The following is a 15383-nucleotide window of genomic DNA, read 5'->3' on the forward strand; positions in this document are numbered from 1 at the left end:
AGTGGCTGGCAACAACGCTGGGGGCAAAAATGGCCCCAGCCCTATGGGTTGCGGCTAAAAAAGCACCACTCGTCGTTGCTCATCGCTTATTTGGAATAACCAAACTACGCTCTTCGCGCCTAGATTGGTGCTTTTTTAGCCACAACAGTAATAATCGGATTAGTGTGAACAGGCCCTAGGCAATTCAGTCGCTGACCTTGTCATCGAGAAACCTTTCCATCACCACACAGGCCGTCAGGTCACCACTTACATTCACTGCCGTGCGACTCATATCTAAAATGCGATCCACGCCTAAGATCAGTGCCAGCCCCTCGGCCGGCACCCCCATTCCCTGAACGATTGTCGCCAATATCACGATACCGACGCCCGGCGTACTCGGCGAACCGATAGACGCACCCACGGTGGTCACCGACAACAACAGCAACTGGGCAATGCTCAGTTCAATGCCATATACCTGAGTAAGGAAAACCGCCGCTATGACTTGGTAAAGCGCCGTGCCGTCCATGTTCACCGTAGCGCCCAGGGGCACCACAAACTGTGACACCGCCGGTTTTACCCTCAGTGATTCTTCCGCTGTTTTCATCGACAGGGGCATTACCGCTGCCGAACTGGACGTGGAAAACGCCAACAGTTGAACATTGGAAATTGACCGCAGGAACGCCAGGGGTGAGCGGCGCGCCAGCACGGTGACAATCAGCAAATAGAAGCCCAGCAATATCACCAAGCCCAACAGCACCGTTGCCACGTAGGTCGCCACGCCGATAATGGCATCGAAACCCACCTGCACACTGATTTGCGCCAGCAAGCCGAATACCGCAATCGGCGCCAACGCCATCGCCCAACTGACGATTTTCATCGACACATCCTGAACCGACACACATAAGTCAAGTAGGGGTTTTGCACGCCGCTCGCTGATCGACACCATCGCCACCGCGATAAAAATAGCCAGTACAACAATCTGGAACATTGATCGCGACAACAGCGCACTGGTCGGGTTAGCGGGGATAATTTCAATCAGTCGGTCTGGCAACGAGGCCACGGCAACGGCGGATTCAGGCACCGTTGCCGTGGCCAACTCTGCGCCGACATCGATGTACTGACCAGGCTGTAACCACAGCGCCACAATACAGCCAATGAAAACCGCCACGCTGGTCGTAAGAATAAAATACGGCGCAATGCGCAGGCCTATCTGCTTCAGAAATTTGGGGTCGCCACTACTGGTAATCCCCAAAATAATGGAGGACAGCACCAGTGGCACCACCACCATTTGAATCATGGCGAGGAAAAGCCGCCCCGGCAGGGCCAGCCATGCAGCGAGTAAGCTGGCCGTATCGCTGGCTACCAGCGCGCCACCGCTGGGTGACAGACACAAGCCGAGCGCCACGCCGAGCACCATTGCCAGCAGAATCTGCGCCCACAGTCGCCCCCGCAGCAAGTAGTCGAGGCGCGAAGCCAGGCGGCGCGGGCTGCTGGGTGTTAGTGCCGCAGGAAATAGACTCATAACAACGCTCCGTCGTTACCAGAGGGCGCGCTGACTGGCGGCTTAAGCAAGTAATATGACGCAGGCACAAATACCAAACTGAGCACCGACGACAACGACAGCCCGCCAATAATCACTGCCGCCAGCGGCGTCCACAGCGGCCCGCCAAAAAAGAACAATGGCAACAAACCCACAACGGTGGTGACCGAGGTTAACAAAATCGGCCGAAAACGCTGCTGCGCCGCCTCGATAATCGCCGTTTTCAGGTCGCTGTTCGCCCGCTCAATATCAATCTGATCGATCAGCACGATCGCATTATTAATGATGATACCGGCCAAACTTATTAAGCCTAGTGTGCCCATAAAAGACAGCGGCTGCCCGCTGGCCATAAGGCCCAGAGGGGCACCAATAATCACCAGTGGCACTGTGGTGAATACGATTGCCGCACGGCGGAAGGAGTTAAACTGAAATACCACCAACAGTACCATTAAGGCAAAGGCCGCGGGCAAACCGGCAGCCAACTTTCCATAGATTTCATGGCTATCGGCAATTTCCCCGGCGATTGACAGGCTGTAGCCCTCGGGCAGGACGATGCTGTCCAAGTCATTTTGCACACGCTCCAGCAGCGCTTCGGCGGTGAAGGCCTCGCTCTTCGCTGTGATCGTAATCATGCGCTGTTGATCTTTTCGGCGCAGCTGTGAAAACTCCAGTTCGGGCCGGATAACCGCGAGCTGCCCCAACGGCACCACGGCTCCGCTGTCAGAGAGTACAGAGATATCGCGCAGATCGTCGATGCTATCGCGGTCCTTCTCGCTGGCACGCAGGACGATGGGCAGAGAACGGTCGTGGTCGTGAAACACAGAGATCGCACTGCCATCAAAGTAGGCGCTGAGTACCCGGCTCAACGACGCTGAGCTAACACCTAAGCGCCGCGCTTTATTTTGGTCGACATCGATCATCACCTTGACGATTTTTTCGCCCCAGTCGTTTCGGTTGTCCACCATTGCGGGCACCGGGTAAAACACCGCTTCAACATCACGCGCCAACTCCAAAAGCCGGTCGGCGTCTGGGCCGGTCAACTCAAGCTGCAAAACCCCCGATTCCTTGGCCCCCATCGCCAGGCGTTTTACCGTAAAACGCGCCTCCGGAAAGTACTGATGAGCATGGCGGCGAACACGCTCCTGAACCGTCAGCGAACTCTGCATATCAGCGGTATTCAGCAAAAAGAAGGCGCTGGTTGGCGAGCGCTCGGCGGGGTTGAGCGTAAGATAAAAACGCGGGCCGCCGTCGGCGATGTAAGCGGTATAGTTGCGCAACTCGGGGTTGGGCTCATCGTCAGCAAGCCAGTCGCCAAACGCCTTGGACAGCCGCAGTGTCTCGTTGATATTGCTACCCATTGGCAGCTCCATATATACCAGCACCTCACCGCGATCAGAGGGCGGAAACAACTGGCTGGGCAAACGAGAGAACAGTACGGCTCCAGCAACGACAAGAAGTGCAGTAGCCGCCAATACCCAGGGCGCACGCGGCAGGCAGAATGCTAAAAGGCGCCGATAGTAATTCGCCCCCGCCGCGGGTTTATCCACGCGCGAGGTTTTAGGCTGCACGAAGCGCGCCGCAATCAACGGTAGAAAATACATCGCGCTCAGCCACGAGCCAAGCAAACTCAGCGCAACCACGCTGGCCAGTGAATAGGCGTACTCGCCCTCCGGCCCCTCCAGCAAAAAGAACGGCAGAAACGCCGCCGCGGTTGTACCCGAGGCGATCGCCAGTGGAATGGCAAACTGCTTGGCTGCGGCGCGCGCCGCCAGCGTCCGCGCCTGCCCTTGCTCGACCCGGCGCAACACGTCCTCGACGACGACCACGCCATTGTCGACAAGTAAGCCCAGCGAGATAATTACCGCCGCTATCGACACCTGCTCTAGCGCAATCCCCAGTACGCGCATCCCCATCAGCGCAAACAACACCGCAAAGGGGACAATCGCGGCAATAACCACCCCGGTTCTTAGCCCGAGAAAGACCATCACCACCAGCAAGACCACCACAAAGGTCTCGGCGACATTGAGCAAGGCACCGCGCACGGAACGGCGCACCTCATCGGGCTGAAAGCTGACAAAGTCAAAGGCGTAGCCTATCGGCTGCTGTTGCTCAAAGGCGGCAACCTCGTCGCGAATACGCTTACCCACCTTGAGGATATCTTCGCCGCTTTGCATTTCGACAGAGATAGCGATCGCCGGCTCGCCATTGGCGTATACCGGTCGCGTCAATGGGTCGGCAAAGCCTCGCCTCACGTGAACAATGTCGGCCAACCGCACGAAGTTGTCACCAATGCGCGTTTTGCTCAGTAACGCGGCAATATCCTGCTCACTGCGAAAATCGCCGCTGGTTTCCAGCAAAAGGCGTTTACCGCCGGCATTGAGCTGCCCTGAGGGCAGGATAATGTTTTGCTCTCGCAACTCATCTATAACCACAGCCAACTGCATGCCGACGGCAGCGAGACGGTTGGCATCGAACTCCAGCCATATCTTTTCTGCCTGCTGCCCGTAAAAGTTCACTTTGGAAATGCCGGCAATGGTGTACAAACGGCGCTGCAAATCCTCTGCCGTATCGAGCATTTCAGCGTAGTCAAAGCCCTCGGCAGTCATCGCGATCGTCGCAATGCTGACATCGCCGTAATCGGTGTTCACGAACGGGCCCAGGGTATCCGGTGGCAGCTCGCGGGTGACTTCGCTCATTTTATCGCGCAGCGCCTGCCAAATATCTTCGAGGTCATCGTAGCGGTCGTAGAGCGTCACGCGAAAACTCACCTGCCCGGTAACCAGCAGCGTCTCTATTTCTTCCACCTCGGGGATAAGACGGATTTTGCGTTCGACTGGCTCAGCAATAAGAGTTTCCATTCTTGCAGGCGGCATACCGGGAAACAAAACGGTGACCATGGCGGTGCGAATGGTGATTTCAGGTTCTTCCCGTTTGGCCAGATCGGTGTAGGTCAAACCACCGCTTAATAGCAGTGCGAGCATCACAAATACGGTTAGGCGATTTCGCTCAAGCCCCAGGCGAATCAGCGACATCATAACTGCGGCTCCAGCAGTTTCACTTTCATACCATCGCGCAGATACGACACGCCCGCCGCGGCCACTCGATCACCCGCCGACAAACCTTTGCTGACTATCACTTCGTTACCGCGTACCTCGGATACCGTTACCGGGCGAGCGACAACGGACTGGCTGGCGGCGTCGTAAACATACACCAGCGCTTCGAAGTGCTTGGCGGTCAGTCGACTGGCATTGTCAAATACCAAACAATTCAATGGCAGCAGGAAACCGCGGTAATCGGCGGGCAAGGCGATATCGGCAATCACCTCAGCCGACATACCTACTCGGAGTGTTTGCGGGACAGCGTCCAGCACAGCAACGACCGGAAAGGCCGAGACACTCGCGGCACGGCTGCCCACTTCACTAATTTGCCCCTCGAACTGTACGTCGCCAAGCTCTGCCATTTGCACGGCAACCGCCTGCCCCACCGACATACTGTTAATCACTGACGATGGCACACTGAAGGCCACCTCAAAGGCATTTTCGGAGTACAAGGTCAGCAGTGTCTGTCCAGCCGCTACCGTTGCAAACGCCTTGGCACGCACGTTGGCAACAATGCCGTCAAACGGGGCGCGCAGTGCCGACTTGCGCAAGTTTTCCTCAGCCAAGGCCAGGCCCTGTTCGGCACGCTCAAGCTGCGCCGCGGCGGTCGCCAGCGCCGCCTCTGCATCGTCGTAACGCGCACGCGGTATCACGCGTTGTTGCCACATGGCCTCGTGGCGAGTGAAATTACTGCGGGCATTCTGATAGCCTGCCTGCGCCTGGGCGAGCGCGGCTTTTGCATCCTGACGGTGCAATGCAATACGCGCTGTATCAAGCTGCAATAGCAACTCTCCACGCGCGACTCGCTGCCCTTCCTGAAGCTCGACCTGCCCCAGCTGACCGCCGATATCAAACGACAACTGCGTTTCATCGTGGGCCGCAAGAACACTGGGAAAGCGCCGCTGAACCATCTTCGCTGAATCCATAACCTGATATACCTTCAATCCCCGCGGCGGCATTTCGCGATTATCGGCAGGTTTCGCACAGCCAATCAGCAGCGCACTTATCACAACAGCAAAGAATAATTTAGGCATGAGTTAATATCTTAATCAGCGCGCTACAGAAGCGCAGGAGAGAATAAACAGCACGGCAAAAAGGCCGCTACAGCACCGTGCCAACGGCGCTGCCAACCGCAGCGGTTAGCAGCATGGCCAGCGCCCCCCAGAAGGTAACGCGCAAGGCCGCAGCACGAATTGGCGCGCCGCCCACATAGGCCGCACTGCCACCGAGCAGGGCCAGGAATAATAAAATTGCCACAGGCATCACCGTGAGCAACAGGGGCGGAGACAGCGCAATCGCCAAACCCAGTGGCAACGCGCCCCCCAAGGCAAAACTGGCTGCAGACGATACCGCCGCGAGCAGCGGTTTCGCCCGGTGGTAAGGTGACAAGCCGAGCTCGTCGCGACTGTGCGCAGCCAGGGCATCGTGATCCATCATCTGCGAGGCAACTTGCTCTGCCAGCGCATCATCAAGGCCGCGCTGGATATATATCTGCGCCAGCTCTTCATGCTCCTGCACTGGATTTTCCGCCAACTCGCGCCGCTCAATCTCGATGTCGGCGCGTTCTATATCGGCCTGAGAACTCACCGACACATACTCGCCAGCGGCCATCGACATCGCGCCGGAAACCACGCCAGCCAAGCCGGTAAGCAACAGTGTATGACTGCTCGCTCCAGCGGCGGCGACACCCAACAGTAAACTGGCGGTGGAGACTATGCCGTCGTTTGCACCGAGCACCGCCGCGCGCAGCCATGCGATACGGCCCATTCGATGCTGCTCGTAGTGGTGTCGATGCTCCATATCTACCCTTAGCAAAGCGTGCACAAGACTATCGTTAACCAGTCAGAGCGGCGTTGATCTAACGCAAAAGCTCTGTCTCAAATTCTACCGCATTACTCAGCTCGGTTGTTCATAACCACAGCGGCCACAGCGCAATATTTTTCGCGTGGGGAACAGGGGGAAATCAATGCCCAGGAACACGAGAAAGGCCCAGCGACGACCTCGCCGCTCAGATTGCATTTCAGCACAACACACTGGGCACAGCGGCACATCACTGCCCTGTGACGTTTCCAGATCTGCACTTCGATCTTCGCTTAGTAACTCTCGGGCACGTTCTTCGCAGGCGGACGGCACCTGCAAGCGCACGCCCCCCAAGGCATCGGAGTAGAGCCACTGCATATTGATGGTCTGTTCATCGGCGACAAAAGCGGGAATGCCCTCAGCTTCCAGCCGAGCGCGATTTATCTGCGCTTCCCAGGGAAAGGAATAGCGGGCAACTGTGACCAACACAGGCAACACTCCTCAATTTACTGGTTGCATCGCTTCAGAGTGAAACTCAACCGCCGGTATAGGGGAACGACGTTGTCGCTAACAGTCTAGCGCGCCTGTGCTGAATGCCAAAATCGGGGGCTTGGCCTGCCCGAGGCAGGCCAGAAAGGTGGGGGGTAATTAATCGTCGAAATTCATGCCCAAACGGCGGCCTACCAGCTCGTATGACTCTACGACATTACCAAGGTCTTGACGGAAGCGGTCCTTGTCGAGCTTTTCGCGGGTGTCTTTGTCCCAGATACGGCAGCCATCGGGTGAAAACTCATCACCCAGGTAAATCTCACCGTCGCTAAACACGCCGAACTCAAGCTTGTAATCGACCAGTAGCATACCGGCATCCAGGAACAATGCCTTGAGAATATCGTTTACCTGATAGGTCAACTCACGCATCCGCGCCATCTGCTCGTCGGTCGCCCAGCCAAAACTGCGGATATGTGACTCATTGATCATCGGGTCGTGCAGGGCGTCGTCTTTCAAAAACGTTTCAAAGGTCGGTGGCGTCAGTTCCAAGCCTTCCTTAACGCCCAGACGTTTAACGATTGAACCCGCAGCGATATTGCGCACCACGCACTCAATGGGGAACATATCAAGGCGCTTTACTAACGCCTCACTGTCATTGAGAAGGCCTTCAAAATGCGTCGGCACGCCCGCCTGCTGCAGCTTTTCCATGATGAACGCATTGAACTTGTTATTGACCATGCCCTTGCGGTCAAGCTGCTCAACCTTCACGCCATCGAACGCCGAGGTGTCATTTCTGAAGGTGAGAATGAAGCGATCCGGATCGTCGGTTTTATATACCGACTTTGCTTTACCCGAATACAATTCCTCGCGTTTTTCCATGGTTTGCCTCTTTCGCTATTATGCGATTTCTAACCAGTCGAAACCGGCTTGTTGATCTGCAGACAGCAATGCTTCGCTGTTCACTAAAATAGGTTCCACCGCTGACCTCGCCAGGTCAGGAGTGTTGTTCTGTTCACTCAGGTGCGCCATCACTACGTGCTGCAAGCGCGCAACATCAACTCGGCTTAAAAGCTGCGCCGCCTGTACGTTGTTGAGATGCCCCCAATCGCCGCCCACTCGCCGCTTTAGTGATGGCGGATACGGCCCCTGTTGTAGCATCGGCATGTCGTGGTTGCACTCTAACAACAGGGCATCGCACAGCGCGTACTGCTCCTGCACGACGGGCGTAATACTACCCAAGTCCGTGAGTAAGCCGAAGGTCTTTTTTTGGTAACGAAACACAAATTGACAGGGTTCACGGGCGTCGTGCGGCACCGCGACCGGGGAAACATCAATACCGGCAATGTCCGCTGGCTTGCCCAGGGACAATTGCTGCCAGCGTTTATAAGCTCTCATTTGCTTGTATTCTGCGGTGCCAAAACTGCTGTACACCGGCAGGTCGTACTTTCGCGCCAGGGGCAGCACGCCCTTGATATGATCACTGTGCTCGTGAGTGACCAATATAGCGCTCAACTCGCTGGGCGAACGCCCGAGACGGGCCATGCGTTTTTCAGTCTCAGCAATGGTGAAGCCGCAATCCACCAGCAGGCAGGCCCCGTCAGACTCGATCAGTGTGGCGTTGCCCTTACTGCCACTACCGAGCGAGGCAAAGCGCATTAGTGCAGGTATCCCATAATCCGATTGAGCAGGATCTCCCGTTCTTCACTGCGCAAACGACGTCCCTTTTGATAATTCAAAATGATGACAGACTGCCCTTCAGCGACCGGCTTCAACTCCACCACGTAACGACTGCGCTTGGCACGATTGGCACCGAAGAAGCCGCTCAGCCAACCGTCGTCTTTGTCTTCGGGGTCGATATAACTGAGCCAGTATTTGTTGACCGCCGGCGCTTCGTCTTCAATTTCAAAACCCGCTTTGTTCAGCGCCAGTCCCAACGCTGCCCACGCCCGATCATAGGGCAGGAAAAGCCGCAGGTAGCGATTGTTACCCTCGCCTTCAATAAAGATCTTTCCTTTGCTCTTGCTGCCGCGTTTGGCAAGGATAGAAACAGACCCCTGATTTTCACTATCCGCCAAAAACTGCGCGAGTACCCGCGCCAATTGCCGCTCACGCTGAGGGTCGGTGGACTGTGCAGGCCAGGGCTGGCTGGCAATCCCCTGTTGCACCAATAAATGAATTTCGCTGGTCCCTACTTGAACGCCGTGCTCCAAACGCAGGCGAAAACGCTCCTGGGGCGCACCCTGTTCAATGTCGCGCCACTGCGTTTCGAGTATGCCCTGCTCGTTATCGATTGTGGCCAATTGCACGCCCGCGCGATCCAGGAAAACGCGCACTCGCGGCCACACCTGGCCGGGCTCTCCGTCTAACAGAATCCAGTGGTCATCATCCAGGCGCTGAATTTTGACCTCAGCTGTACCAACGTTCTTGGTGAGCTGTTCCGGGCGCGGCGCTTCGAACTCGCCCGGCAGGGGTTGGTGGTCGCGGATACCGGGAACCACATAGAGGTCGTCGAGCGCTTCATCGCTCACCCCGGTGGGCAGAACCAGCGCTTCACTAAGTTGAGCGCGACGATAATCGTGGGAGCGGTCGCGGAACGCACTGCAGGCGCTGACCGCGACAAGGCTCAAAATAACAACGGCATAACGGACGGAGCTAAAACGCATTCGTTTCTTCACTTATTAGTTAGCGCCCTTGTGGGGCGGATTACAGTAGCCCGGCGTGTTCCAAGGCCTCGCGGACCTGAGGCTGAGCCCCCTCGCTTAACGGGGTCAACGGCAGGCGAATGCCCTCTTCCATTTTGCCCATGGCATACAAGGCCCATTTAACAGGAATAGGATTGGATTCAACAAACAGTCGCTCGTGCAATGCCAGCAGTGGCGCATTCGCGGCCTCAGCCGCTGCGCGATCTCCGGCCATCGCGGCGTCACACACCGCCTTCATGGCCGCTGGCGCAACATTCGCGGTAACTGAAATATTGCCTTTACCCCCTTGCAGCATCAGCTCCATAGCGGTGGCATCGTCACCGGACAACACGTCTATTTTGTCGCCCACAGCGTCAATCAGTTCCCGGCCGCGTGCGATATCGCCGGTCGCATCTTTAATGGCAATAATATTCGGGTGATCGGCCAGTCGAACAGTGGTCGCATTTTGCATATCGCAGGCGGTGCGGCCCGGCACGTTGTATAAGATCTGCGGGATATCAACAGCATCGGCGATCGCCATATAGTGACGATACAGCCCTTCCTGAGTGGGCTTATTGTAGTAAGGCGTTACCAACAGGCAGGCATCGGCCCCGACTTCACGCGCCACTTCCGTAAGCTCAATCGCCTCGCTGGTGGAGTTCGCGCCCGTGCCAGCAACCACTTTGACACGCCCGGCAACCTGATCGACACAGGCTTTGATGAACATTTTGTGCTCGTCCATACCCAGGGTTGCTGACTCACCGCTGGTCCCCACAGCCACAATGCCATCGGTACCCTGATCAATGTGCCATTCAATCAAGCGAGACAGCGCCTGCCAGTCGATGCTGCCATCGCTGTGCATTGGGGTAACTAGGGCGACAATGCTGCCGGTAATCATGCCTGAATCTCCAGAATTTTCTGCAAGCCGCCAATGGTACTGGCCAGAGAGGCCCAGCTCAAGGGAGATTTCGCGGCCTCGGCACATTCTCTACCCGCGACAGAAACATTGCCGCAATCGGTCGGTCCAAAGCCGTATAATGCCGACAAGCCATCACTGATTAACAAAGTCAGGAGAACCGACAATGAAAATGCTCATGCCCATTCTGCTGGCGCTTGTCACCACCGTTGCCAGCGCCGCGCAGTGGCGCACCGACCCACTGACACCACTGGACCAGCGCTATATGGAAGAGCGCCGCCAAGAGCTCAACAGCCTGGTGCAAATTTCCATGGGACGTAGCTTTGGCCACGGCCGCGACAGCGACCTCCGTCTGATTCAAGACATTCTCGACCGCAAGCTGGTGAAACCCGATGAAACTGCACAACTGCAGGCAATGGGTATTATTCTGGGTGAGCACCTGCGCCGGGAAAATGGCCTGAGGTGGGTAATCTACAGCGATGCCAAAGGTCGCAGCCGCGCGTTAGAGGTGCCCGCGAAAGATGAGTTTTTGTTTCCTGTCACGCAAATTTCCAGTCGCGTACGGGTGGGTGCCGAGGTTGATGTTCAAGCGATCTACCAGCGCTTAGAACAGGAAATTAAGCGCATTAAGAAGAAAATTATCGTCCGCTAAGGGCTGAGCCGGTGCCCGACCACCGGCCTCCCCCACACGGGCAACCAAGCGCTATCTTGGCCCTTTTCCGGCAGTACACTTAGCTCAACGGAACAACATAAATAATAAGGATCAGCCCATGAGCGATACAGTATTACTCGAGCGCCATGACAGCGGCGTTGCCGTTGTCACACTCAACCGCCCCGATGCGATGAATGCGCTCAGCGCCGAGCTGCGCAGCGCCCTATGTAAACAGATGCAGTGCATCCGAGACGACGATACAGTGCGCGCAGTCGTGCTCACTGGCGCGGGCAACAAGGCCTTCACTGCTGGTCTGGACCTGAAAGAACTCGGCGCCGGAGACGACCTCAGTGCGGCAAACGATCAAGACCCGATGTCCAACCCGGTAACCGCCATTGCCGAATGCGGCAAGCCCGTTATCGGCGCGATTAATGGCGTTGCCATTACTGGCGGTTTCGAGCTCGCCCTGGCCTGCGATATTTTGCTCGCCTCCGAGCAGGCACGCTTTGCCGACACCCACGCGCTGGTGGGCATCATGCCAGGCTGGGGACTGTCGCAGAAACTGCCGAGGATTATCGGCCTGTCCCGCGCAAAAGAGATGTCGCTGAGCGGTCGCTTTATTAGCGCTGACACCGCCGCCGAATGGGGCCTTGTGAACCGAGTGTATCCCGAGGACACGCTGCTTAGCGAAGCGATCGCCCTGGCCGAAGATATTGCCTTTGTAGAGCCCGGCATGCTTAGCCGCTATCGCAACTTGATCGACGACGGTGCGAAGCAAACACTGGCATCGGCATTAACGCTGGAGCATCGCGTATCCAGTGAGTGGAATCGACAGGTAAGTAGCGAGGATGTCGAAGCCCGGCGCTTGCAGGTTATGGCCCGCGGCCGCGCCCAACAGCGCTAGCGTGCTTTCCCGCTGCCCCAGCAGATCACTGACCTCAAACGTTTAAGTAAAGCAGCAGCACCGGAATACTGATAAAACTTATCAGCGTTGAGCTAACCACCATGCCCGCCACCGTGGCTGGCTCACGCTGATATTGCACCGCCAGGAGGTAGTTAAACACCGCCGCAGGCATGGCCGACTGTAACAACACAACCTCGCGTACCAGCCCATCGAGTTCCAGCGACCACACTGTAAAAAAACCCGCACTTAAGCCCAGCGCCAAGCGAGCAACGCCGAGAATCACCGCGCGCCCGGCCACAGCAACCCGCAATGAGCCTAAGGAAACACCCAGTGTTATCAGCATTAAGGGAATCGACATGCCACCGAGGATGCTCAGGGTATTGCTCGCCGTCGCTGGCAGCGTCCAATCACAAAACACCAGTAACGCCGCCAGGGCACCGGCGTAAATGATTGGGGAGCGCAGCACCGCGCGCACTGCATTTGAGCCATTTAGCACCGCAACGCCAAGTGAAAAATGGCAAACCATCGTGGCTAAAAATACCCCTAGGGCCAACGCCAGGCCCTGCTGACCAAAGGCGAACAGGCATATCGGCAAGCCCATATTCCCGAAATTACCAAAGGTCAGCGGCACCAGGAAGTTGCGTATGGAAAGCCCCGCAAGGGCGCAAAATGCCGAACCGAGCAGCGCCGTCCAGACCAGCATTAAAAGACTTGCGGTCAGCACTTCAGACAGCACAGCCGGCGCAATCTCCACGCTGCCGAGCGTTGACACAATCAACGCGGGAGCTCCGACCCACATCACCATGCGACGCACAAATTCCTGATCGAAGGGCTGTTTGCAGCGCACCCAAACAACGCCCAAGGCGGCGCACAGCAGCACCGGCAACATTATCGGCAGTAAGGGAGATACAACAGAAAGCATGGCGACCCTAGCAGCAGGTATTGCGGTTCAGTAAAAGTGCTCGGGCCGCATTATGCGCGCTGCCAAGGGTAAATGGCAAAAAGCTAGAAGCCGTCGGGGCGCAGCATGGCGTCGTGTCCGCCATCGACAAAAATAATAGCGCCAGTCATGTAGTCGGCACCCGGCCCAAGTAAAAAACTCACCACATCGGCAATTTGCTGAGGCTGACCAATACACCCCAGCGGCACACTGTCACCGAAATCTCGCATTGCCTGACCAAGCTCGGCATCGGCCAATACCTTTTCGCTCAGAGGCGTTTGCACAATACCCGGCGCAACCGCATTGATGCGAATACCACGTCGCGCCAACTCGCCACTGCGGCGACGCAGCCAACAGCAGATGGCGTGCTTGGAACCGGCATAGGCGGAATGGGGATCGCGACTATCGGCCAGTTCGCAAGCCGCTTCCTCCTCGCCGTCGAGCAGCAATTCCACGTAATCGTTCAGAGGCACCATCGGCGCGGAGTTCGAGGCAATCATCACCACGCGACCGCCACGTGCTTCCAGCAAGTCCAGCACGCCTTCGGTCACGGCGACCGCCGCAAAATAATTGATGCGCGCAATCAGCGACGGCGGCTTCACCGATGGCCCGACACCCGCGCAAGGAATAAAGCCATCTATGCCTTCCGGGCAAAGCTGGCGAATACCGTCGATCGCTCTCTGACGGCCATTGTAGTCGCTCAGGTCCGCACAGATATCGGCATCGCGTAAATCCACCGACACAACGCGATGCCCCGCGTCGCAGAGCTGCTCGCGAATCGCTGCCCCGATGCCTGTGGCACCGCCTGTCATTGCATAGACTGCCATGATGTTATTCCTATTTTATTGTTATTAGCCGCTGGCAATTAATTGACGCTTACTGCGCTCATACTTGCTCGCCGGCGTATTGACCGCAACCGCCAAGCGCTCGGCATGCCGGGCCCGTTCCATCTGCGTCGTATCGGCCTCGCCGTAGAGGGTGTTGCGTTGACGCGCAACGCGCCCCATCGCCGCGATGCGCTGCTCCATTTCCTGAGGCGATGTCTCTTCGCCATGGCTAGCACCAGCAGCCCGGGTGATGGTTTCATTCATCAGCGTCCCGCCGAGGTCGTTAACCCCGGCATTCAAACAGGCCATGACCCCTTCCGCGCCCATTTTCACCCAGGACGCCTGAATATTGTCGATCAAGCCATTAAAGACCAAGCGTGCGACCGCATGCATCAGCAGCGATTCGCGGAACGTTGGCCCACGACGAGCGCGCCCTTTCAAATAGATTGGCGATTCTGCGGCGACAAAAGGCAGCGGCACGAATTCAGTAAAACCGCCTGTTTTCAGCTGTAACGCGCGTATTGCCAGCAGGTGATTGGCCCAGTGCTCGTAGCCGTCAACGTGGCCGAACATAATCGTTGCGGTTGTTGGCAGACCAACTCCATGGGCAACTTCCATGACCTGAAGCCACTGCTCGGTATTAATTTTATCGGGGCACAACACCGCCCTGACCCGGTCATCCAACACTTCGGCAGCGGTTCCAGGCAGACTGTGCAACCCCGCCGCCTTTAATTGCCGCAGGTAATCCTCCAGCGGCATACCGAGCGTTTGAGCCCCCTGCCAGACTTCCAGTGGCGAGAAGGCGTGGATGTGCATTGCCGGCGCCGCCTCGCGCAGCGTCGCCAATATATCCAGATAGGTCTGCCCGGTATATTCAGGATGAATGCCACCCTGCATACACACTTCGGTGGCACCGCGCTGCCAGGCCTCTTTAGCGCGCCGGGCGATTTCGTCGGCACTCAGATCATAGGGTCGGCCACGCAAATTCTCACTGAGCTTGCCCTTAGAGAAAGCGCAAAACTGGCACTTGAAATAACAGACATTGGTGTAATTGATGTTGCGATTGACAACATAACTAACGGTATCGCCACAGCGCCGCTCGCGCAGGCGGTCCGCTGCTTGGCACACGGCGGCAAAGTCTTCACCGCGCGCTTCAAACAAGCTGACAATATCCTGTTGAGTTAACCGCTGCTCAGCCTCTGCTCGCTGTAAAATATCGGCAACAGCGGCACTTGCAACAGGCCGGCGCTTAGCAAGCAATGCAAGCTCCGCCGCGGGCGCATCAGCGGCCTGCCCGGTCAGCCATTCGTCCACCCTCGGCAGGCCCTGGCCATCCACGCGACTAAGTAGGCGCGGCACCAATGCGGGGTCCAGCCAATGCTGCGCCCGTCGGACATAAGAGGGGTAGATTGTCAGGCGCTCGTGCAGGTATTTACCACTTAGCGCCGTTTCCTTGGCCAAGCGCTCCACGTGTGGCCACGGCGCTTCGGGATTCACAAAGTCGGGCGTCACTGGCGACACGCCGCCCCAGTCATTGATCCCGGCAGCAACGATCTG

14 protein-coding genes are annotated in these 15383 nt (G+C 57.1%); 2 read left to right on the top strand and 12 right to left on the bottom strand.

Annotated elements, in window-relative coordinates:
- Positions 1-184: 184 nt before the first annotated feature.
- The 9 genes from ABNS66_RS15190 to dapA form a co-directional block, all read right to left on the bottom strand.
- Positions 185-1501: a dicarboxylate/amino acid:cation symporter gene (locus ABNS66_RS15190; RefSeq protein WP_286838963.1), complete on the bottom strand. Its 1317-nt coding sequence runs from the start codon at positions 1499-1501 to the stop codon at positions 185-187.
- A complete protein-coding gene (locus ABNS66_RS15195; protein ID WP_286838961.1) occupies positions 1498-4554 on the bottom strand; it encodes an efflux RND transporter permease subunit in 3057 nt (1018 codons plus the stop codon). Before ABNS66_RS15195 ends, ABNS66_RS15190 begins: the two co-directional genes overlap by 4 nt.
- The gene (locus ABNS66_RS15200; protein ID WP_348655378.1) at positions 4551-5543 is read right to left on the bottom strand and encodes an efflux RND transporter periplasmic adaptor subunit; all 993 of its coding nucleotides are present in this window, start codon (positions 5541-5543) and stop codon (positions 4551-4553) included. The genes ABNS66_RS15195 and ABNS66_RS15200 overlap by 4 nt, the downstream gene beginning before the upstream one ends.
- Positions 5544-5718: 175 nt before the next feature.
- Positions 5719-6417: a VIT family protein gene (locus tag ABNS66_RS15205; RefSeq protein ID WP_204995976.1), complete on the bottom strand. Its 699-nt coding sequence runs from the start codon at positions 6415-6417 to the stop codon at positions 5719-5721.
- A gap of 96 nt (positions 6418-6513) precedes the next feature.
- Complete coding sequence (locus ABNS66_RS15210; protein WP_286695906.1) at positions 6514-6906, bottom strand: DUF2007 domain-containing protein; 393 nt, start codon at positions 6904-6906, stop codon at positions 6514-6516.
- 159 nt (positions 6907-7065) lie between these two features.
- Positions 7066-7785, bottom strand: a complete 720-nt coding sequence (purC, locus tag ABNS66_RS15215) for a phosphoribosylaminoimidazolesuccinocarboxamide synthase (RefSeq protein ID WP_204995978.1) — start codon at positions 7783-7785, stop codon at positions 7066-7068.
- Between the two features lie 18 nt (positions 7786-7803).
- Entirely contained in the window at positions 7804-8562 is a 759-nt protein-coding gene (locus ABNS66_RS15220; RefSeq protein WP_204995979.1) for an MBL fold metallo-hydrolase, read from the bottom strand.
- Positions 8562-9569, bottom strand: coding sequence for an outer membrane protein assembly factor BamC (gene bamC, locus ABNS66_RS15225; protein ID WP_204995980.1), 1008 nt, complete (start codon positions 9567-9569; stop codon positions 8562-8564). Before bamC ends, ABNS66_RS15220 begins: the two co-directional genes overlap by 1 nt.
- A gap of 40 nt (positions 9570-9609) precedes the next feature.
- Positions 9610-10485, bottom strand: a complete 876-nt coding sequence (gene dapA / locus ABNS66_RS15230) for a 4-hydroxy-tetrahydrodipicolinate synthase (RefSeq protein WP_027873567.1) — start codon at positions 10483-10485, stop codon at positions 9610-9612.
- Positions 10486-10669: 184 nt separating this feature from the next.
- On the opposite strand from dapA, the gene ABNS66_RS15235 reads away from it, so the two are divergent.
- Positions 10670-11155: a DUF3806 domain-containing protein gene (locus ABNS66_RS15235; protein WP_286838958.1), complete on the top strand. Its 486-nt coding sequence runs from the start codon at positions 10670-10672 to the stop codon at positions 11153-11155.
- Between the two features lie 118 nt (positions 11156-11273).
- Positions 11274-12059, top strand: coding sequence for an enoyl-CoA hydratase (locus ABNS66_RS15240; protein WP_286838957.1), 786 nt, complete (start codon positions 11274-11276; stop codon positions 12057-12059).
- Between the two features lie 34 nt (positions 12060-12093).
- Here ABNS66_RS15240 and ABNS66_RS15245 read toward each other — a convergent pair whose 3' ends face one another.
- The 3 genes from ABNS66_RS15245 to cofH all read right to left on the bottom strand — a co-directional run.
- Complete coding sequence (locus ABNS66_RS15245; protein ID WP_286838956.1) at positions 12094-12981, bottom strand: AEC family transporter; 888 nt, start codon at positions 12979-12981, stop codon at positions 12094-12096.
- Between the two features lie 83 nt (positions 12982-13064).
- Positions 13065-13826, bottom strand: coding sequence for an SDR family oxidoreductase (locus ABNS66_RS15250; RefSeq protein ID WP_286838954.1), 762 nt, complete (start codon positions 13824-13826; stop codon positions 13065-13067).
- A gap of 24 nt (positions 13827-13850) precedes the next feature.
- Positions 13851-15383: 5-amino-6-(D-ribitylamino)uracil--L-tyrosine 4-hydroxyphenyl transferase CofH (gene cofH / locus ABNS66_RS15255; protein WP_348655379.1), on the bottom strand; the 1533-nt coding region annotated here is incomplete at its 5' end.

Source organism: uncultured Spongiibacter sp. (genome assembly GCF_964011655.1).
Classification (GTDB): domain Bacteria; phylum Pseudomonadota; class Gammaproteobacteria; order Pseudomonadales; family Spongiibacteraceae; genus Spongiibacter; species Spongiibacter marinus.

Coding starts and splice junctions, on each gene's coding strand:
- ABNS66_RS15190 (WP_286838963.1), bottom strand. CDS start 1,501: ATGAGTCTATTTCCTGCGGCACTAACACCCAGCAGCCCGCGCCGCCTG.
- ABNS66_RS15195 (WP_286838961.1), bottom strand. CDS start 4,554: ATGATGTCGCTGATTCGCCTGGGGCTTGAGCGAAATCGCCTAACCGTA.
- ABNS66_RS15200 (WP_348655378.1), bottom strand. CDS start 5,543: ATGGATTCAGCGAAGATGGTTCAGCGGCGCTTTCCCAGTGTTCTTGCG.
- ABNS66_RS15205 (WP_204995976.1), bottom strand. CDS start 6,417: ATGGAGCATCGACACCACTACGAGCAGCATCGAATGGGCCGTATCGCA.
- purC (WP_204995978.1), bottom strand. CDS start 7,785: ATGGAAAAACGCGAGGAATTGTATTCGGGTAAAGCAAAGTCGGTATAT.
- ABNS66_RS15220 (WP_204995979.1), bottom strand. CDS start 8,562: ATGCGCTTTGCCTCGCTCGGTAGTGGCAGTAAGGGCAACGCCACACTG.
- bamC (WP_204995980.1), bottom strand. CDS start 9,569: ATGCGTTTTAGCTCCGTCCGTTATGCCGTTGTTATTTTGAGCCTTGTC.
- dapA (WP_027873567.1), bottom strand. CDS start 10,485: ATGATTACCGGCAGCATTGTCGCCCTAGTTACCCCAATGCACAGCGAT.
- ABNS66_RS15235 (WP_286838958.1), top strand. CDS start 10,670: ATGAAAATGCTCATGCCCATTCTGCTGGCGCTTGTCACCACCGTTGCC.
- ABNS66_RS15240 (WP_286838957.1), top strand. CDS start 11,274: ATGAGCGATACAGTATTACTCGAGCGCCATGACAGCGGCGTTGCCGTT.
- ABNS66_RS15245 (WP_286838956.1), bottom strand. CDS start 12,981: ATGCTTTCTGTTGTATCTCCCTTACTGCCGATAATGTTGCCGGTGCTG.
- ABNS66_RS15250 (WP_286838954.1), bottom strand. CDS start 13,826: ATGGCAGTCTATGCAATGACAGGCGGTGCCACAGGCATCGGGGCAGCG.